Origin of the sequence: Pseudomonas sp. BO3-4 (assembly GCF_034044115.1) — a bacterium.
GTDB lineage: Bacteria > Pseudomonadota > Gammaproteobacteria > Pseudomonadales > Pseudomonadaceae > Aquipseudomonas > Aquipseudomonas alloputida.
This window is the reverse complement of the sequence record NZ_CP139018.1, coordinates 803,163-821,570: the sequence shown is the minus strand read 5'-3', so window position 1 is coordinate 821,570 and position 18,408 is coordinate 803,163. Positions and strand designations below refer to the sequence as shown.

At 61.5% G+C, this 18,408-nt stretch carries 23 protein-coding genes; 11 read left to right on the top strand and 12 right to left on the bottom strand.

Annotated elements, in window-relative coordinates:
• Window positions 1–13: 13 nt before the first annotated feature.
• From REH59_RS03830 to REH59_RS03820, 3 genes are read right to left on the bottom strand one after another with little or no spacing between them, the layout of a single operon-like run.
• Complete coding sequence (locus REH59_RS03830; protein ID WP_128573583.1) at window positions 14–634, bottom strand: SOS response-associated peptidase; 621 nt, start codon at window positions 632–634, stop codon at window positions 14–16.
• Between the two features lie 15 nt (window positions 635–649).
• Entirely contained in the window at window positions 650–910 is a 261-nt protein-coding gene (locus REH59_RS03825; RefSeq protein ID WP_003247348.1) for a putative signal transducing protein, read from the bottom strand.
• Window positions 910–1,095 (bottom strand): CPXCG motif-containing cysteine-rich protein, encoded by a 186-nt coding sequence (locus REH59_RS03820; protein ID WP_003247349.1) that lies wholly within the window; start codon window positions 1,093–1,095, stop codon window positions 910–912. The genes REH59_RS03825 and REH59_RS03820 overlap by 1 nt, the downstream gene beginning before the upstream one ends.
• Window positions 1,096–1,217: 122 nt before the next feature.
• Between REH59_RS03820 and REH59_RS03815 the strand changes: the two genes are divergently transcribed.
• Window positions 1,218–2,387 (top strand): 1-acyl-sn-glycerol-3-phosphate acyltransferase, encoded by a 1,170-nt coding sequence (locus tag REH59_RS03815; protein ID WP_014589682.1) that lies wholly within the window; start codon window positions 1,218–1,220, stop codon window positions 2,385–2,387.
• Between the two features lie 122 nt (window positions 2,388–2,509).
• Here REH59_RS03815 and REH59_RS03810 read toward each other — a convergent pair whose 3' ends face one another.
• The gene (locus tag REH59_RS03810) at window positions 2,510–2,770 is read right to left on the bottom strand and encodes a hypothetical protein (RefSeq protein ID WP_014859511.1); all 261 of its coding nucleotides are present in this window, start codon (window positions 2,768–2,770) and stop codon (window positions 2,510–2,512) included.
• A 160-nt stretch (window positions 2,771–2,930) separates the two neighbouring features.
• Between REH59_RS03810 and REH59_RS03805 the strand changes: the two genes are divergently transcribed.
• Window positions 2,931–3,137 carry a hypothetical protein gene (locus tag REH59_RS03805; RefSeq protein WP_003247353.1) on the top strand — a complete coding sequence of 69 codons (207 nt, stop codon included), beginning with the start codon at window positions 2,931–2,933 and terminating at the stop codon, window positions 3,135–3,137.
• Between the two features lie 74 nt (window positions 3,138–3,211).
• Here the strand turns inward: REH59_RS03805 and REH59_RS03800 are convergent, their stop codons facing one another.
• Entirely contained in the window at window positions 3,212–3,796 is a 585-nt protein-coding gene (locus REH59_RS03800) for a YajG family lipoprotein (RefSeq protein WP_003247354.1), read from the bottom strand.
• 145 nt (window positions 3,797–3,941) lie between these two features.
• Here REH59_RS03800 and REH59_RS03795 point away from each other — a divergent pair, with 145 nt between their 5' ends.
• Together REH59_RS03795 and mqo are read left to right on the top strand one after the other, a co-directional pair.
• Window positions 3,942–4,175, top strand: coding sequence for a hypothetical protein (locus tag REH59_RS03795; protein ID WP_003247356.1), 234 nt, complete (start codon window positions 3,942–3,944; stop codon window positions 4,173–4,175).
• A gap of 601 nt (window positions 4,176–4,776) precedes the next feature.
• Window positions 4,777–6,285 carry a malate dehydrogenase (quinone) gene (gene mqo, locus REH59_RS03790; RefSeq protein ID WP_003247357.1) on the top strand — a complete coding sequence of 503 codons (1,509 nt, stop codon included), beginning with the start codon at window positions 4,777–4,779 and terminating at the stop codon, window positions 6,283–6,285.
• A 178-nt stretch (window positions 6,286–6,463) separates the two neighbouring features.
• Here mqo and REH59_RS03785 read toward each other — a convergent pair whose 3' ends face one another.
• From REH59_RS03785 to REH59_RS03770, 4 genes are all read right to left on the bottom strand, one after another.
• Window positions 6,464–6,754 carry a PA4642 family protein gene (locus REH59_RS03785; RefSeq protein ID WP_003247360.1) on the bottom strand — a complete coding sequence of 97 codons (291 nt, stop codon included), beginning with the start codon at window positions 6,752–6,754 and terminating at the stop codon, window positions 6,464–6,466.
• A 68-nt stretch (window positions 6,755–6,822) separates the two neighbouring features.
• On the bottom strand, window positions 6,823–7,293 hold the full coding sequence (locus REH59_RS03780) for a hypothetical protein (RefSeq protein WP_014859514.1): 471 nt from the start codon (window positions 7,291–7,293) through the stop codon (window positions 6,823–6,825).
• A gap of 51 nt (window positions 7,294–7,344) precedes the next feature.
• Entirely contained in the window at window positions 7,345–7,818 is a 474-nt protein-coding gene (locus REH59_RS03775; RefSeq protein WP_003247362.1) for a WbuC family cupin fold metalloprotein, read from the bottom strand.
• A gap of 2 nt (window positions 7,819–7,820) precedes the next feature.
• A complete protein-coding gene (locus REH59_RS03770; RefSeq protein ID WP_003247364.1) occupies window positions 7,821–8,378 on the bottom strand; it encodes a hypoxanthine-guanine phosphoribosyltransferase in 558 nt (185 codons plus the stop codon).
• Between the two features lie 162 nt (window positions 8,379–8,540).
• On the opposite strand from REH59_RS03770, the gene upp reads away from it, so the two are divergent.
• The gene (gene upp / locus REH59_RS03765) at window positions 8,541–9,179 is read left to right on the top strand and encodes a uracil phosphoribosyltransferase (RefSeq protein ID WP_003247366.1); all 639 of its coding nucleotides are present in this window, start codon (window positions 8,541–8,543) and stop codon (window positions 9,177–9,179) included.
• Between the two features lie 2 nt (window positions 9,180–9,181).
• Window positions 9,182–10,447, top strand: coding sequence for a uracil-xanthine permease family protein (locus tag REH59_RS03760; RefSeq protein ID WP_003247369.1), 1,266 nt, complete (start codon window positions 9,182–9,184; stop codon window positions 10,445–10,447).
• 35 nt (window positions 10,448–10,482) lie between these two features.
• Here the strand turns inward: REH59_RS03760 and hemH are convergent, their stop codons facing one another.
• Both hemH and REH59_RS03750 read right to left on the bottom strand, forming a co-directional pair.
• Window positions 10,483–11,499 carry a ferrochelatase gene (hemH, locus tag REH59_RS03755; RefSeq protein ID WP_003247370.1) on the bottom strand — a complete coding sequence of 339 codons (1,017 nt, stop codon included), beginning with the start codon at window positions 11,497–11,499 and terminating at the stop codon, window positions 10,483–10,485.
• Between the two features lie 13 nt (window positions 11,500–11,512).
• Complete coding sequence (locus REH59_RS03750) at window positions 11,513–12,418, bottom strand: TIGR01777 family oxidoreductase (RefSeq protein ID WP_003247373.1); 906 nt, start codon at window positions 12,416–12,418, stop codon at window positions 11,513–11,515.
• Between the two features lie 187 nt (window positions 12,419–12,605).
• On the opposite strand from REH59_RS03750, the gene REH59_RS03745 reads away from it, so the two are divergent.
• From REH59_RS03745 to REH59_RS03725, 5 genes are all read left to right on the top strand, one after another.
• Window positions 12,606–13,592 carry an NAD(P)/FAD-dependent oxidoreductase gene (locus tag REH59_RS03745; RefSeq protein WP_014755328.1) on the top strand — a complete coding sequence of 329 codons (987 nt, stop codon included), beginning with the start codon at window positions 12,606–12,608 and terminating at the stop codon, window positions 13,590–13,592.
• Between the two features lie 103 nt (window positions 13,593–13,695).
• Window positions 13,696–14,664, top strand: coding sequence for a YbgA family protein (locus REH59_RS03740; RefSeq protein WP_014859515.1), 969 nt, complete (start codon window positions 13,696–13,698; stop codon window positions 14,662–14,664).
• Complete coding sequence (locus tag REH59_RS03735) at window positions 14,654–15,553, top strand: MerR family transcriptional regulator (protein ID WP_003247379.1); 900 nt, start codon at window positions 14,654–14,656, stop codon at window positions 15,551–15,553. Before REH59_RS03740 ends, REH59_RS03735 begins: the two co-directional genes overlap by 11 nt.
• Window positions 15,544–16,971: a deoxyribodipyrimidine photo-lyase gene (gene phrB, locus REH59_RS03730; protein ID WP_014859516.1), complete on the top strand. Its 1,428-nt coding sequence runs from the start codon at window positions 15,544–15,546 to the stop codon at window positions 16,969–16,971. Before REH59_RS03735 ends, phrB begins: the two co-directional genes overlap by 10 nt.
• 11 nt (window positions 16,972–16,982) lie before the next feature.
• Window positions 16,983–17,681, top strand: a complete 699-nt coding sequence (locus tag REH59_RS03725) for an SDR family oxidoreductase (RefSeq protein ID WP_121782854.1) — start codon at window positions 16,983–16,985, stop codon at window positions 17,679–17,681.
• A gap of 123 nt (window positions 17,682–17,804) precedes the next feature.
• Here REH59_RS03725 and REH59_RS03720 read toward each other — a convergent pair whose 3' ends face one another.
• A complete protein-coding gene (locus REH59_RS03720) occupies window positions 17,805–18,323 on the bottom strand; it encodes an acyloxyacyl hydrolase (RefSeq protein WP_014589671.1) in 519 nt (172 codons plus the stop codon).
• Between the last annotated feature and the right edge of the window lie 85 nt (window positions 18,324–18,408).

The following is an 18,408-nucleotide window of genomic DNA, read 5'->3' as shown; positions in this document are numbered from 1 at the left end:
GCACAGCCCCCCATCAAGCCGGGGTAAGACACTCCGGCGCATCCAGCTTCGGGTCATTGACGAAATTGGCCAAGGCCCGCTCACGCAACGTCGCAGGTGGGCTGGCCAGCAGCTCGTGCAAGCGGGTAACCGGCGTGTCCGGGTCGAGCCAGGCCGCCTGTCCGGCCTCGTCCAGTATCAGCGGCCGACGCTGGTTCATGGCCGCCTGGGTCACCACCGCGCAACTCAACCATACCTGGTCCTGCACCGGGTAGGCCTCCCACACCGCCGCAAAATACAGCGACGCGCCCTCCCCCGGGGTCAACCAGAACGGGCGTTTGCGCACGTTGCCACGCCATTCGTAAAAGCCGTTGGCCGGCATCAGGCAGCGACGCTGGCGAAATGCATCGCGAAACATCGGTTGCTCGGCCAGCGTTTCGGCCCGGGCATGGGCGGGGGTACGGGACAGGTCGGTGAGCCAGGCCGGGGTCAACCCCCAGCGCGCCTTGGCCAGTTGCTGCTGGCCATCAAACTGGCGCTGGATCAGCACCGACGCCCCTGGCGATATATTCCATTGGGCCGGCTGGCCGACGGGAAAACCCGGCAGACTGGCAAGGGCCTGGGGCCAGCGAAACAGGGCATAACGTCCACACATGGGGGAATTCAGAACCTAGCAGATCAAGGTACCGGGGACATGCTCCGGCTCGTCGCCAACCAGTGGCTGGGCATCATTGTACGCATCGATCAGCTGCCGTGCGCATTCGGCCTGCTCATCAGCCACGATAAGCCCCAACAGGCCCTGCAAGGGCAGCTCGCCGGCGGCACCGAGCAGGTCACGGCCGACCACGTGTACATCGATCCCCTCGCTGGCAAGCATGCCTGCCAGCATTTGCGCCTCGAGCAGGCTTTCCGGTTCGTAGATGCGCTGCATCAGGCGTCGTCCTCGCGGCGGACTTCAAGCATCCATTCGTCACCATGCACCTGCAGAATGCACACCACAGGCTGGCAGCACACCTGACAATCCTCGGTATAAACCTGGTCGCCCGCAGACAGATCGACGGTAGTTTCCACACGTTCGCCACAATAAGGGCAATCATAGAAGTCGGTTTCCAGCATCGCGGCCTCCGCAGTGACTTATGCGTATAATTGCCGGTCTGTTTACAGGGTCTGTGTGCGTCCGAGCCGTTTTTCGGAGCCCGTCCCTACCTTATTACCCTAGCCGTTTCCAACAAGAGAGCATGATGGGCGAATTCGATGCCATCCGACCGTACGACGACGCTGAGGTCCCTGCCGTTCTGGCACGCCTGCTCAGCGACCCGGCATTCCTCGATATCCTCACTCACTTCCGCTTTCCGCGTGCGGCCGGTGCTCTCGGCTGGTTGCTCAAGCCCTTGATCGCACGCCGCCTGCGCAAGGAATTCGCCGGCGTTACCTGTGTCTCGACCCTGCAGGACAAAGTCGAGTACTACGTCGACCAGACCATCGATCGCGCCACCGACGGCGTCACCTATTCGGGTGTGGAACAGCTCAAGGCCGGCACCGCCTATCTGTTCCTGGCCAACCACCGTGATATCGTCATGGACCCGGCCTTCGTCAACTATGCCGTGTACCACGCCGGCCTGCCCACGCCGCGCATCGCCATTGGCGACAACCTGCTGCAAAAGCCCTTTGTCAGCGACATGATGCGCCTGAACAAGAGCTTCATCGTGCACCGTTCGATCAGCGGGCGGCGCGAAAAACTGGCTGCCTACCAACTGTTATCGGCCTACATCAACCACTCGATCCGCAACGATGCCACCTCGATCTGGATTGCCCAGGCCGAAGGTCGGGCCAAGGACGGTGACGACCGTACCGACTCGGCGATCCTCAAGATGTTCCACATGAGCCGCAAGGACGAGCCGTTCGGTGCGGTTATCCAGAGCCTGAACCTGACCCCGGTGTCGATCAGCTACGAATACGACCCGTGCGACCAGGCCAAGGCCCGCGAGCTGTACATCCGCGCCACAACCGGCACCTACAAGAAGGCGCCGGGCGAAGATGACAACAGCATTGCCAAAGGCATTACCGGCTACAAGGGCCGAGTCCACATCAACTTCGCGCCGCCGGTCACCGAGTACCACGAAGACACAAAACAGCTGGCGGCAGAGATCGACCGGCAGATTCTGGGGGGCTACCGACTGTTCCCGGTGCATTACCTGGCGTATGCGATGTGGGAAGGCAAGGACGAAGCCCTGCAGGTGCCAAGCGCCGAGAAAGTGTTCCCGGCTGATGAGCTGGCCAAGGCCAAGGAAGAATGGCAACGGCGTCTGGATGCCTGCCCGCAAGAGCAGCGGCCGTACCTGGTGTTGCAGTATGCGACGCCGGTGCGCAACCAGTACCAGGTCCGGCAGCAGGCACCTGTAGCCTGATCAGATTTGGGGCTGCTTTGCAGCCCAATCGCGACACAAGGCCGCTCCCACAGGGAATTGCGTCCACCCTTGTGGGAGCGGCCTTGTGTCGCGATTGGGCCGCAACGCGGCCCCGATGGTTCTTAGATCCAGGTGCTGAACCAGGACAGCAGCAGCGCCATCGCCAGGCACGAAAAGCCCAGGATGTAGAAGTATTTCGGCACCCGAAGGTCGAAAGCGTCCACTACCCCCTCGTCTACTGCCATGTACTCGCGGGTTTCGGCCTCGCGCCGCCGCGCACTGTGCAGCAGCAAACCGCCCGGGCAGGTCAGCAGCAGCGCCAGCAGGTTGATCAGCTTGGTGGGATGGGCGGCCAGGAACCCCCAGAGCACTTGCAAGGACATCACGCAACCTCGGTGTGAGCAGTGGCAAAGGCCAGCATTCTACCCAAGTCACACCGTGGCGCCCGGCCTTGGCGACAAACTGTCGTTAAATTTCATCTGTCATCCGCTCGTCATCAATACAGGCGACCCTGTCGACCTTTTGATGACCCGGAGCTTTTTCATGTTGCACGCCGAAAACCAGGACCGCCTCTACCTCGTTGCCCAGAGCGATGAACAACAGGCGCTGATCGATGGTTTTGCCATCAATGTGCAGGACCGCCAGTGGCTGGTCTACTGTGCGCTTGGCGGACATGTGCATGAGGACTTGCCCGAAGTGGATGCAGGCACAGGGTTCAGCTTGCTGGATTTCCACATAGAAGCGGCGTAAATCTGTGCCGTCCAGGCAACAAAAAACCCGCTGCCTGTCACTCAGGCAGCGGGTTTTCTGACACAACCTGAAGCTTACTGACCCAGCACCTGCCCGATGCTCGGGTCCTTGAACAGGCGGGTCAGGGCATCGCTCAGCACATCGCCCACCAGCTGGGTGTTGGTGTCCTGATTCGGCGCCATGCCGAAACGCTGGTCCAGCGAAGCGCCATAACGGCCGCTGTAACGGCGGCCGCCATTGGTCACATCAGCGCGGAAGGTGGCGCCGATGGTGGCCTCGGTCACGTAAAGGTTGTCTTTCGGCGACTGGTACTTCAGCTCGGCCAGGGTGACGGTCAGCTGCGGCGCATTGTAGGCGTTCGGGGTCGGGGTGAAGCCGAGCAGGCGCACAGCAGCTTCAGCCTGAGCCTGCAGCTTGGGCACCACGTCATTACCGCTGACACTGATGGTGCTGGTCTCGGGGTACATGCCACCGCGGGTACCCAGGGACGGCGAAGGCCGGCCATCAACTACCCGGACCACCACCGGCTGGCCATGGCCGACCGGGGCCAGCTGGGCCTTGAGCGTGGGTTGCGGGTTGAGTTGTTGCGGGCTGTGGGCACAACCGACCAGGCTAAGGCTGGCCACGGCGATCAAACCGAACAACAGACGTTGCAACATGCGCGTTTCTCCAGAAAATGCGGCAAAGGCCCACAGTATACCTAGCCAGGCACAGACCAGTCATCGGCCCGGCCCGCTTGTCACAATCGTTTCATCGCCACACCCTTATCCTTGCGCCAAGCCCTAACGCAAAGGACTCGCCGCCATGACCTCGCTCTGGACTCAGCTCTTCAAACGGCCGCGTCACAACGCTTATGCCCGCCTTGACGCTGATGGCAAATGCCTGGCCTTCAAGCAATGCAGCCAGGCACCACGGGGCATCGACTGGGTGCAGATCAGCGAAATTCAGCTGGCCTGGCTGGGGCGCGAACTGCCCGCCGAAGCCCGGGTTTGCGCCCGTGCAAAGCGCCGTTGGCACCAACGCCTCCTCGCTGCCTGACAAACGCTGCAATAAAAACCACGAATGGCGACATTTCTGCCCGCGACATCGCTATAATCTCCCCCCGATTATAAGGACGTCTCCTGATCGGGCCCCGCATTCGCCGATTGACCCCGGCAACTTCACCGCCTCGCCCACAGAGAGCCTTCCACTCAGGTCTTGCATCGGCTGTCGTGCCTGCTTTTTCTGGCCCTTCACACTGCATTAACCTGCGGGTTGCCATCGCGCAGTCCCCTTTTGAGGTTCACGTCTCCAAAAGAGCGTGAAAAAACGGTTTTCACAACTTCACAAGAGTGTGGCGAGCAAATGAACAGTCTGGCATGTGCAAAAGCGGCAGATGTGTCCCGAACAGCCCTGAACAGGCGGCAAATGCGCTCATCCCGTATGAGTGTCTGAACCGTTCCATAACGCACGCACGACACCTTGACCATAAGTCGAATTGCCGCACCTGTGGCAAACGGCGTTCAATACACGAACCCGAAGACTGATTGGCGGTGTCCGCGGAAGTTGCAAGAACTGCGAAAAGTCGGACATGGCGACCCTGGCAAACCCAGGTCCTATGCTGTCAATTAGGTAGCTGTAGATTGTGGAGACGCGTTAAATGGCGCAGAACGAATCGGTTGATGTGGTACTGGTAGGCGCGGGCATCATGAGTGCCACCCTGGCCGTACTGCTCAAGGAGCTTGACCCGACCCTGAAGCTTGAGGTCGTCGAGGCGATGGACTCCGGGGCCGCGGAAAGCTCCAACCCCTGGAACAACGCAGGCACCGGCCACGCCGGCCTGTGCGAGCTGAACTACACGCCGCAGGCCGCCGATGGCAGCATCGACATCAAGAAGGCCGTGCACATCAACACCCAGTTCGAGGTTTCGCGCCAGTTCTGGGCCTACCTGAGCAAGAAGGGCAACTTCGGCTCGGCGCGTGCCTTCATCAACCCTGTCCCGCACCTGAGCTATGTCGAGGGTGACAAGGGTGTTTCCTTCCTCAAGAAGCGCTTCGAGCTGCTCAAGCAGCACCACGCCTTCGCCGAGATGGAATACACCGAAGACAAGGCCGTGATGAACGACTGGATGCCGCTGATGATGCCTGGCCGCCCGGCCGACCAGCACATCGCCGCTACCCGCGTGGCCAAAGGCACCGACGTCAACTTCGGCGCACTGACCAACAAGCTGCTCAAGCTGCTGGGCGACTCGCCGGACGCGCAGGTCAAGTACAGCAAGAAGGTTGTCGGCCTGCGCCGTAACGGCAGCGGCTGGACCGTGAGCATCAAGGACGTCAACAGCGGCGGCAGCCGTGAAGTCGACGCCCGCTTCGTCTTCCTCGGCGCCGGCGGCGCGGCCCTGCCGCTGCTGCAGTTGTCCGGCATCCCGGAAAGCAAAGGTTTCGGCGGCTTCCCTGTCAGCGGCCAGTGGCTGCGTTGCGACAACCCGGAAATCGTCAAGCAGCACCAGGCCAAGGTCTACAGCCAGGCCGCTGTCGGCGCCCCGCCGATGTCGGTACCGCACCTGGACACCCGCGTCGTGGACGGCAAGACTTCGCTGCTGTTCGGCCCGTATGCCGGCTTCACTACCAAGTTCCTCAAGCACGGCTCGCTGATGGACCTGCCGCTGTCGGTGCGCATGGGCAACATTGGCCCGATGCTGGCCGTGGCCCGCGACAACATGGACCTGACCAAGTACCTGGTCAGCGAAGTGATGCAGTCGATGGAGCAGCGTCTGGAAGCCCTGCGTCGTTTCTATCCGCAGGCCAAGGCCGAGGACTGGCGCCTGGAAGTGGCGGGTCAGCGCGTGCAGATCATCAAGAAAGACCCGAAAAAAGGCGGCGTGCTGCAGTTCGGTACCGAGCTGGTCTCGGCCCAGGACGGCAGCCTGGCAGCTCTGCTCGGCGCATCGCCGGGTGCCTCGGTGACCGTGTCGATCATGCTGGAACTGATCGAGCGCTGCTTCCCCGAGCAGGCCAAGGGTGCCTGGGCTGCCAAGCTCAAGGAAATCTTCCCGGCTCGCGAGAAGACCCTGGCAACCGATGCTGCGCTGTACCACAAGATCAGTGCCGATAACGACGCGGCCCTGGACCTGGCAGAAAGCAGCCCGGCGGCCAAGCATTACGCCTAAGCCGGCCTGAAACGCAAAAACGCCCCTCGGGGCGTTTTTTTTGTGCCTGGCGCTTGATCAGCCTGTACCGGCCTCTTCGCGGGCATGCCCGCTCCCACAGGTTCGGTAATGCCCGCAGGTGCGGCGCGACTCCTGTGGGAGCGGGCGCGCCCGCGAAGAGGCCGGCACTGGCTACAGATCAGCCGCGGGCTTTATCGATGATCTCGATGTACTCAGGGGCATTGCGCTGGTCGGCAATTTGCTCGACGAAGGTCTTGCCGTGCTCGTCCTTGCCATCCAGGTCCAGGCCAGCTTCGACGAAGAAGCCTACAAAGCGCTCAAAGTCGTCCACGCGCAGGCCGCGGTAGGCCTTGACCAGCTTGTGCAGCGACGGCGAAGTCACACCATCGGCCGGCTCGAACTGAAGGAACGACTTGATGTAGTCGTCGCTGATTTCGTCACCGATTACCTGTTTCTTGTCTTTACGCATTGCCGACTCCAACTGGACCATCACGGAATTTCGAAGGCCGGCAGTTTACCCCCCGCAGGCTTCGCGCCTCAACGCGTACGTACCGTCCCGGTGTGCAGGTCGGCCCAGATATGGCCGTTGCCATAAGTCAGAAACTGCACGTACAGGGTTTCGTTACGCAGCAGGTCCATGACCACCCGGTAGTTGCTGACCGGGTAATTCAGGCTCAAGGTGCGGGTTTTAGCGTCATACACAGGCTTTTTCAGGCTTTTGGCCGCTTCACCATCAAACGTCAGCAGCACCTGGGCAATGGTCGCGCCCTTGCTCAGCGGCTTGCCCTTCAGGCGCACCTGCAACGACGATGTGATCGGAATCGGCTGCTGATCGGACTGGCGCAGGGCCCCTACGACCACCGAATAGTCAGTCACTTGCAGCAATTGCTGGCTGGTCGGCGCTTCCTGGCGCAGGGACTGGTCATCCGGTGGCAGGAACTGACTGTGCAGCGGTGCGGCAGCGAGCGGCAGGCTGACCGCCAGCAGGAGGGGAAGAATCGCACGCATGTGAGGCTCCTTGTATGAAGGAGCACTCTAGCATGCCGTGTACAGCCGATATCAATCGAACTGCGCGCGCATCCAGGCCTGGTAATCGGCCACGCCGGCTTCACCCTCGCGCGGCGCCCAGTGTGCGTGCTCGCCCTCGCCCACTGGTCGGTATGGCCCAGCCTTGCACTCGAACAGGATGCTGTCGGGCTCAAGCACCACCAAGCCATGGTAGGTACCAGGCGCCAGATCCACACCCAGACAGTCGCCACCGGCCTGCAGCACCCGCTTGTCAGTCACCGCGCCTTGCTCATCGAAGATCAGCAGGCCAAAGCACCCCTTGAGCGCTATCAAGGTTTCAGCCTTGTCGGCGCTCACATGGCGATGCGGCGGAATGTAGGTGCTCGGTTGCAGCCCGACCGCCATGCGGTGGCAGGGCTCTTCCATAGCGTGAAAGTTATGGTGCTGCCGCCCGCGCGGGTTGGCAGCGGCCTTTTCGGCCAGCCCGGCGAACAGCGATTGGTCGATGAACGCAGGCTGGCGCACGGTTACAGCCCCTTTACGGCGAAGATGCCGTTAGCATTGCGCCAGTACCCTTTGTAGTCCATGCCGTAACCGAAGATATAGCGATCGACACAAGGCAGGCCCACATAGTTGGCCTTGAGGTCAGGGCTTGCCTTGCGGTCGTGATCCTTGTCGATCAGCACAGCGGTGTACACCGAGCGGGCGCCGGCATGCTTGCAAAACTCGATGATGGCGCTGAGGGTGTGGCCTTCGTCGAGGATATCGTCAACGATCAACACGTCACGGTCGATGAAGGACACTTCCGGCTTGGCCTTCCAGAAAAGCTCGCCGCCGCTGGTCTGGTTGCGGTAGCGGGTAGCGTGCAGGTAGGAGGCTTCCAGCGGGAACTGCAGGTGAGTCAGCAGTTTGCCGGAGAAGATCAGGCCACCATTCATCACGCAGAACACAACCGGGTTCTTGTCGTGCAGGTCCTTGCAGATCTGCTCGCCGACTTTGGCGATGGCCGCTTCGACTTCGGCTTCGGTGTACAGGCAGTCAGCTTCACGCATGACTTGACGGATATGCTCGAGATCGGCGGACATGGCGCGCTCCGGGGGGCATTTTGGAAAAGCGGGCAAAGGTACGCATCCGCTCGTCACAGATCAAGCATTTATGGACTAACGTCCAGAATGACCAGACGACAGCACAGGCTGAATAGATTAATCTAGCGCGGTTTTTTTGCCCGCCTTTCGGAGCCCTCCCCTATGCCCACTCGTGAGATCCGCCATCCGCTGATCCGCCACAAGCTTGGCCTGATGCGCCGTGCCGATATCAGCACCAAAAATTTTCGCGAACTCGCCCAGGAAGTCGGCGCGCTCCTGACGTATGAAGCCACCCAGGACCTGCCCCTCGAAACCTACGAGATCGACGGCTGGTGTGGCAAGGTCTCGGTTGAAAAAATCGCCGGCAAGAAGATCACCGTAGTACCGATCCTGCGCGCCGGCATCGGCATGCTCGACGGCGTGCTCAGCCTGATCCCGGGTGCCAAGGTCAGCGCCGTCGGCGTTGCCCGAAACGAAGAAACCCTCGAAGCCCACACCTACCTGGAAAAGCTCGCGCCGGACATCAACCAGCGCCTGGCCCTGATCATCGACCCGATGCTGGCCACCGGCGGCTCGATGGTTGCCACCATCGACCTGCTGAAAAAGGCCGGCTGCAAAGAGATTCGCGCCATGGTGCTGGTCGCCGCACCAGAAGGCATCGAGGTGGTGGAAAAAGCCCACCCGGACGTGAAGATCTACACCGCCTCGATCGACCAGCGCCTGAACGAGCACGGCTACATCGTGCCAGGCCTGGGTGATGCCGGTGACAAGATCTTCGGCACCAAGCAAAAGGACGCCTGACCATGCAGGACGGCTTCAACGACCCGCTCTGGCGCCAGGTCGTTTCGGGCGCGCAGATGCTCTTCGTGGCATTCGGCGCGCTGGTGCTGATGCCCCTGATCACCGGCCTCGACCCGAACGTCGCGCTGTTCACCGCCGGCATCGGCACCCTGCTATTCCAGCTGGTCACCGGACGTCAGGTACCGGTGTTCCTGGCCTCGAGCTTTGCCTTCATCACGCCGATCATCCTCGCCAAAGGCCAGTTCGGCCTGGCCGAGACCATGGGCGGCGTAATGGCTGCTGGCTTCGTGTACACCTTCATGGGCCTGATGGTAAAAATCAAAGGCACCGGTTTCATCGACCGCATGCTACCGCCGGTGGTGATCGGCCCGGTGATCATCTCCATCGGCCTGGCCATGGCACCGATCGCCGCCAACATGGCGATGGGCAAAGGTGGGGACGGTACAGCGCTGATGCCATACAAGACGGCCATGCTGATCTCGATGCCAGCGCTGCTGACAACCTTGATCGTTGCCGTATTCGGCAAGGGCATTTTCCGCCTGGTGCCCATCATCTCCGGCGTGCTGGTGGGCTTTGCCCTGTCGTTCGCCTTTGGCGTGGTCGACACCGCCAGGATCGCTGCCGCACCGTGGCTGGAAATCCCCAATTTCACCGCCCCTGCGTTCAACTGGCAGGCCATTCTGTTCATCGTCCCGGTTGCGCTGGCGCCGGCGATCGAGCATATCGGCGGGGTGATTGCAGTGGGCAGCGTGACCGGCCGTGACTACCTGAAGAAGCCTGGCCTGCACCGGACGTTGCTGGGCGACGGCCTGGCAACTACTGCAGCCGGCCTGTTCGGCGGCCCGCCCAACACCACCTATGCCGAAGTGACCGGCGCGGTGATGCTGACCAAGAACTACAACCCGAAGATCATGACCTGGGCGGCGGTCTTCGCCATTACCCTGGCGTTCATCGGCAAGTTCGGCGCGCTGCTGCAGAGCATCCCGGTGCCGGTGATGGGCGGCATTCTGTGCCTGCTGTTCGGCTCGATTGCAGCGGTGGGCATGAACACCATGATCCGCCACAAGATTGACCTGGGCGAAGCACGCAACCTGGTGATCGTCTCGGTGACACTGGTGTTCGGTATCGGCGGCGTGCTGATCGGCAGCGGTGACGGCCCGGATGACTGGGGCCTGAAGGGCATCGCCCTGTGCGCCATTGTGGCTATTGCGCTGAACCTGATTCTGCCGGGTAATGACAGCTGGAAGCACAAGAAGCTGGATGTATAAACGGTCGGTAGGGGCCGCAAGGCGGCCCCTTCGATTCAGGCCTTTTCACTCATATCAGCCAACACCCTCACCCACTCCGGGTGATCATTCAGGCACGGCACCAGCACCAGCTCCCGGCCACCCGCCTCGACAAACTGCTCGCTGCCACGCATGCCTATCTCTTCCAGCGTCTCGATGCAATCCGCCACAAATGCCGGGCACATCACCAGCAGCTTCTTCACACCGGCCTTGGCCAGTTCATCCAACCGCGTCTCGGTGTAGGGTTCGATCCACTTGTCCCGGCCCAGCCGCGACTGGAACGATACCGACCACTTGCCATCAGGTATGCCCATTTTCTGCGCAAAGGCTTTGGCCGTGGCCAGGCATTGCCCGCGATAGCAAACCGAACGTACTTCGGCGGTTGCACCGTGGCAGCAATCGGCAGCACGCAGGTCGTGCTTGACCCCTTTCGGAAACAGCTTTTTCAGGTGCCGTTCCGGCAAACCATGGAAGCTCAACAGCAGGTGGTCGTAACCCGTCTCAAGGTACGGCCGGGCACTGGCAGCCAGTGCCTCGATGTACGCCGGATGCTCGTAGAACGGCTGCAGCACACGCATCTGCAACGGCAACTGGCGCTCGCTGACGGTCTGTTTTGCCAGCTCGACCACCGTGGTCACCGTGCTGTCGGCGAACTGTGGATAAAGCGGCGCCAAAGTCACCTTGCGCACACCTTGGGCGGCCAGCCGCTCCAACACATCAGGCAACGCTGGCTGGCCGTAGCGCATGGCAATTTCCACTGGGCCATGGGGCCAGTGCTCGACCATCGCTGCCTGCAGGCGACGGGTCAGCACAACCAGAGGCGAGCCCTCCTCCCACCAGATCGAAGCGTAGGCGTGTGCCGACTGCTCAGGGCGCTTGATCAGGATCAGCGACACCAGCAAGCGCCGCACCGGCCACGGCAGGTCGACCACGTACGGGTCCATGAGGAACTGGTTGAGGTAACGGCGCACATCGGCCACCGAGGTGGAGGCCGGGGAACCCAGGTTGACCAGCAGCAGGGCGTGATCGGTCATGCAGCGTCCTATGTCAGAGGCCACTGGACAGGTTGTCCAGCGCCGATTGCAGATCGTTGAAACGGAAGGTGAAGCCTGCTTCCAGCAAGCGTACCGGGCGCGCCCGCTGGCCTCCCAGCAGCAAGGTCGACATCTCGCCAAGCCCGGCCTTGAGCAGCAATGCCGGCACTGGCAACAGCGCCGGCCGATGCAGGGCTCGGCCCAGTCGCCTGGCAAACTCACGGTTGCGTACAGGCTCCGGCGCGCAGGCATTATAAGGACCGCTGGCATCCTTGCGCTGCAAGAGAAAATCAATCAGGGCGACCTGGTCGTCTATATGAACCCAGGGCATCCACTGCCGCCCGTCGCCCAAAGGCCCGCCCAGCCCCAGTTTGAAGGGCATGCGCAGGCGCGACAAAAAGCCGCCATCGCTGGCCAGCACCAGGCCAGTACGGACCAGTACCACGCGTATCCCCTGGGCTTGTGAACGCTGGGCGGTCTCTTCCCAGGCAATGCACAACTGGCTGGCGAAATCTTCACGCACCGGGGGTGAAGCCTCGGTCAGTTCGCGTTCGCCACCGTCTCCGTACCAACCTACCGCAGAGCCGGAGATCAACACCTCCGGGCGCTGCTCACGGGTGCCCAACCACGCCAGCAATTGCTCGGTAAGGGTGACACGGCTGGCCCACAGCACGTTGCGCCGGGCGGCCGTCCAGGGCCTGTCGGCAATCGGCGCACCAGCAAGGTTGACCACCGCATCAAGATGATCGTCGGCCTCCAGCTGCTCCAGGCGCGCGATACCACGCACCCCGCTACCACAGATTTTTGCCACCTGTTCAGGACGCCTGCTCCAAACCGTAAGCCGATGCCCTTGGCCCAGCCAGTATTGGCACAGATGCTTGCCAATCAAACCGGTGCCACCTGTCAGCAATATATGCATGGCTGTGTCCTCGCAGAATGCATCGGTGGTCTATTTTTAACAGCAAGGCACTTTTTTGACCCGACGCTCTCGGATAAACATAGGCCAACCTGCCCGCCAACACGGAATAACCTTATACAGAATTTTTGCATTGTACAGGTTTGCCTGACAGCGTAGTCTGCTCACAGCAAGGTTTGAAGAGGCCATCATGACAATACCTATCGCCATCATCGGGGCCGGCATCGCCGGTTTGTCAGCCGCCCAGGCTTTGCAAAAGGCCGGGCAATCCGTGCACTTGTTCGACAAAGGCCACGGCAGTGGCGGGCGCATGGCCAGCAAGCGCAGCGAAGCCGGCGCGCTCGACCTGGGCGCACAGTACTTCACTGCCCGTGACCGACGCTTTGTCGATCAGGTGCAGCAATGGGTGGCCGCCGGCTGGGCCGAACAATGGAAGCCTCAACTGTATAACTACCGTGACGGCGAACTCACCCCTTCCCCTGACGAGCAGACGCGCTGGGTGGGCGTGCCACGCATGAGCGCCATTACCCGCGGCTTGCTCAAGGACGTCACGGTCAACTTCGGCTGCCGCATAGCGGAAGTGTTTCGCGGCAAGCAGTACTGGCACCTGCAAGACACCGAAGGTTGCAGCCACGGCCCCTACAGCCGTGTGGTCATCGCCGTCCCGGCTCCGCAGGCCACGCCACTTCTGGCCGCCACACCGAAGCTGGCTGCCGTTGCCGCTGGCGTGCAAATGGAACCTACCTGGGCCGTCGCCCTCGCCTTCCAGGCACCGCTGGATACGCCAATGCAAGGCTGCTTCGTGCAGGACAACCCGCTGGACTGGCTGGCCCGCAATCGCAGCAAGCCCGGCCGCGACGAGCACCTGGACACCTGGGTACTGCACGCGACCTCAGACTGGAGCCGGCAACACATCGACCTGCCCAAGGAAGAAGTGATCGAACAGTTGTGGGGTGAATTCGCCGAACTGGTCGGCTGCGTGGTACCGCCGCCCACCTTCTCCCTGGCTCACCGCTGGCTCTATGCCCGCCCCAGTAGCAACCATGAGTGGGGCGCACTGGCCGATGCCGACCAGGGCTTGTACGCCTGTGGGGACTGGTGCCTGTCCGGCCGCGTCGAGGGCGCATGGCTCAGTGGCCAGGAAGCGGCGCGGCGCTTGCTCGAACACCTTGAGTGATGCCGAACTATACAAAAATACTAGTTTGCATAACTTCAGCGCTGTGCTGAAATAAACCTGTACAAGTTTCGAGTCACGTACAGGTTTATTTTCGGAGGCAGCCATGCACGACCCTTCCGCCCACCGCAAGCCGCGTATCGCCATCAGCGCCTGCCTGACCGGGCACAGCGTGCGCTACAACGGCGGCCACAAGGCCTCCGACCTGTGCCGTAAACAACTGGAACAGCACTTCGACTGGCTACCTGTGTGTCCGGAAGTGGCAATCGGCCTGGGTGTTCCGCGCGACCCGATTCGCCTGGTCGGCAACCCCGAGCAACCCGAAGTGGTCGGCACCCGCGACCCCGGCAAGGACCTGACCGACCCGCTGCGCACCTATGGCGAGCAGATGGCCAACGAACTTGACGACATCTGCGGCTACATCTTCATGCAGAAGTCACCTTCTTGCGGCCTGGAACGGGTAAAGGTTTATCAGGACAATGGCCACCCGGCCGTGCATGGCGGGCGCGGCGTCTATGCCCAGGCTTTCTGTGCATTGCGCCCGGACCTGCCAGTAGAGGAAGAAGGCCGCCTGCATGACCCCGTGCTGCGCGAGAACTTCATAAGCCGCGTTTACGCCTACGCCGACTGGCAGCGCCTGCTGGCCGAGGGCCTGAACCGTGGCGCGCTGGTACGCTTTCATTCGCGCTACAAGTATTTGCTGATGGCCAATAACCCCCAGGCCTATCGCACCCTCGGCCGCCTGCTTGGCAGCATGAGCAAGGCTGATGAACCACAGAGCATCGGCCCGCGCTATTTCAGCCAGCTGATGCAAGCCCTGCGCCGCTGCGCGAGCCGCGGCACCCACAGTAACGTGCTGCAGCACCTGAGCGGTTACTTCAAGGATGCCCTGACGCAGCAGGACAAGGCCGAGTTGCAGGCAGTCATCGGCCAATACCAACAAGGCGTGGTACCACTGGTAGTGCCAATGACCTTGCTCAAACACCATTTGCGCAAGCACCCAGACCCCTACCTGCAGCAACAAGCCTACCTGCAGCCGCACCCCGAGAGCCTGGGTTTGCGCAATGCGGTCTGAGGACTTGCTGCCCATCGGCGAACTTGCCCGTCGCACCGGCGTAAACCCGGTCACCCTGCGCGCCTGGGAGCGCCGGTATGGGTTGCTCAAGCCACAGCGCACCGCCAAGGGGCATCGCCTGTACCCACTTGAGCAGGTCGAACGCGTCGAGGCGGTCCTGGCCTGGCTGCAGCGTGGCGCGTCGGTCGGCCAAGTCCGCGAGTTGCTCGACAAACCCGCCAGCACCCCACCGAAGGGGGACTGGCAAGCCAGGCAATTCCAGCTGATCGAAGCCATCGCCGGCCTTTCACAGCGCGCCCTCGACCAGCAACTTAACCAGGCCATGGCGCTGTACCCGGCAGTCACCCTGTGCGAACAACTGCTGCTGCCGCTGCTCGACATGCTCGACCAGCGCTGGCGCAATTACTTCAACGCTCGGCTGGAGCAGGTGTTTTTCCACAGCTGGCTGCGCAGCAAGCTCGGTGCCCGCGTGTACCACGACAACCAGCTGCTGCAAGGGCCCGCCGTGCTGCTGGCCGAAGACAGCGAACGCACCTTCAGCCCAGACTTATGGTTGTGCGCCTGGCTGCTCACCAGCAATGGCTTCCCGGTCGAGGTGCTCGAGCAGCCCGTCGCAGGCCCGCAATTGCTAAGCGCCGTCAACGCGCTCAAACCACGCGCCTTACTCCTGCACTTGGGCCCACGCATCGACGACAAGGCGTTGCTGCGCACCCTGCAAGGCTTACCAATCCCCAAGCTGTTGGGTGGTGCCACGCTGGCGCTGCATGAAGCCCGCTTGAAGGCTTTTGAGCTACCCGACCTTTTCCTGTTCGACACCCCGCAGGCGGCATTGCGCGTGCTTCAAGCCCATGATCGACAGCCTGTAGAGATAAATGCCCCATGCACCTGACCTGGCTGCGCAGCGACCTGCGTATCGATGACAACACTGCACTCAGCGCCTCCACCGAGCGCGGCCCGACCATCGCCCTGTGGCTGGTCAGCCCCGGACAATGGCAAGCCCATGACGATGCCGCCTGCAAAGTCGACTTCTGGCTGCGTAACCTGCATGACCTGCGCCAATCGCTGGAAAAGCTGAACATCCCCCTGCTGATCCGCACAATCGATACCTGGGACCAGGCGCCACAGGCGGTGCTCGATGTCTGTCGCCAACATCAGGTGCAAAGCGTGCACTGGAACGAGGAGTACGGCATCAATGAGCAGCGCCGGGATGATGCCACCCGGGCACTGCTGGAAAAGTCGGCCATCCAGGCGCACAGCTACCTCGACCAGCTGTTCTTCCGTCCGGGCACCGTACTGACTCGCAGTGGCGATTACTTCCAGGTGTTCAGCCAGTTCAAGAAAACCTGCCTGGAGCATCTGCACCGCAGCCTGCCGGCCCTGGCACGGCGGGTGAAGCGCCAGGCCCCGCTGAACATCGGCAGCGACCCGATCCCGCAACACGTAGAGGGATTCGGAAAAACCACGCACGCACTGCGCGACCACTGGCCAGCAGGTGAGGCTGAGGCACAGTCCCGTCTGTCACGCTTCCTCGACGAAACCATCGACGACTACCAGCACTTGCGTGATTTGCCAGCCAAGCCCGGCACCAGCCAGCTTTCCCCCTACCTGGCCGCCGGCGTGATTTCGCCCCGCCAATGCTTGCACGGTGCACTGGCCAGCAACCGGGGCGAGTTCGACAGTGGCAGCATGGGCGTGCAGACCTGGATAAACGAGCTACTCTGGCGGGAGTTCTACAAGCACATCCTGAGCGGTTATCCACAGGTCTCGCGCCACCGCGCCTTCCGCGCCCAAACCGAAGCCTTGCCCTGGCGTGACGCCCCGGCAGACCTGGAGGCCTGGGAGCAGGGCCGCACCGGCTTCCCGATCATCGATGCCGCCATGCGCCAGTTGCTGCACACCGGGTGGATGCACAACCGCTTGCGCATGATCGTGGCCATGTTCCTCAGCAAGAACCTGCTGATTGACTGGCGCAAGGGCGAGCGACACTTCATGCGAAACCTGATAGACGGCGATCTGGCCGCCAACAACGGGGGTTGGCAGTGGAGTGCGTCCACCGGCACCGATGCGGTGCCCTATTTCCGTATCTTCAACCCGGTTTCGCAGTCGCAGCGCTTCGATCCTCAGGGGCATTTCATTCGCCACTGGGTACCAGAACTACAAGCACTCGATGAAAAAGCCATCCATCAGCCCATTAAATCGACGGACCTTTTCGGTAATACTTCTTACCTAAGTCCAATCGTAGATCTCAGCAGCAGTCGCCAGCGGGCCCTGGAAGCGTTCAAAGGGCTGCCACGCCGGCAGAATTAGGGGATAACGTCTTGATTAACTCACGCAGTTTTTGGGTTACGGGCGCAAGCAACGGACTTGGCTTGGCTTTGGTGGAGCGGATGCTCGATGAAGGACATCGCGTTGCCGCGAGTGGCAAGAATAGCGACGCACTGGATGCTTTGGGGGCACGCTACGGCAGCCAATTGTTGCGGTTGCCGTGGCAGTTGCATGAAGAACAACACGTCAGCCATGCGTGCCAACAAATTTGCCATGCCTGGTGTTCGCTGGACGGGCTGATCCTCAACACCGGCACCACCGATTACCTGCCAGACAATGCCAGTGACAGTGAGCTGATCGAAGCGATCGTCACTACCAACCAGCTGGCCGCAGAGCATTGCCTGAGCAAAGCGCTGCCGTTGCTGGAAAAGGGTCAGTCGCCGCAGGTGATGGCGCTTTTCAACCGCTATTCGGCGTTGCAGCTGTTTGCACCGACACAGGTGACTGCGGGCTGGAACAATTTGCCGCAATGGATGCGTGAGCAACGCAAGGCCCTTGAGGACCAAGGGGTAGCACTGACCATTGTAGGGCCACAATCGTTGAAGGTTACGCTAACGTCGGCACAGGCGATACCGGAGGAGTGGACGCCCGGCAGTGCCGCAGAGGAGTTGCTGCGGCGTTGGCCTCAGAGAGAACCCGAACTGATCCTGGAGACGCTGGACCTCAGTAGCCTGTGGCCGCTGGCGCGTTAACACCTGAAATCAGCATTACCGTCTTCGCGGGCAAGCCCGCTCCTGCAAATTACCCAGACCTTGAGTGCTGTGGTATGCCGGCAGGAGCGGGAATTGCCCGCGAAGTGACGAATGCAGGTGAACTCAGAGCGCCATTCTGTAATGCAGGCTGTAGCTTTCTACACCATCATTGGGCTCTTTGATGCCCGCGTTGGAATAGTGAATCGCCCGCACCCCAATCTCATGCCCGCCGGCAAAGCGCAAACCAAAGCCGATGCGGTCCTCAAACTGGAAAGCCGAACCCAGCTCGTTGCTTTCCAGCTCGGTGCTGGAGAACGCCGCTACCCCTATCCCGGCTTCGATGTAAGGCTTCACCGACTCCCCGGCAAACTCATAGACGAACACCGGCGCGAAGGACAGGCTGTGATTGCTCGCGGTCTCGTCGCCATCCCAGTAGGTGTAGGCCCCATCCCAATAGCCGGTCAGCCGACCAACGCTGGTCTGCCACCAACTCGCGTCCCAATTCGATTGCAGCCCTAGCCGGTAGACCATTGTCGAATCGCCAGTCTGCCCCACCGAGAACGAAACATCGGCAGCTTGTGCCGACATCGCTTGCCCCAAAACAAAGGCAGCAGTCGCTGCCAAGCCGAGCAGTTTCCTCATAAGAAACATCCTTCTTTCTGATGCTGTTGTTAGTGTCCGCCTCATCTCAGGCAAAGCGGTAGAAAGCAGAAGTGGAACGATAGTT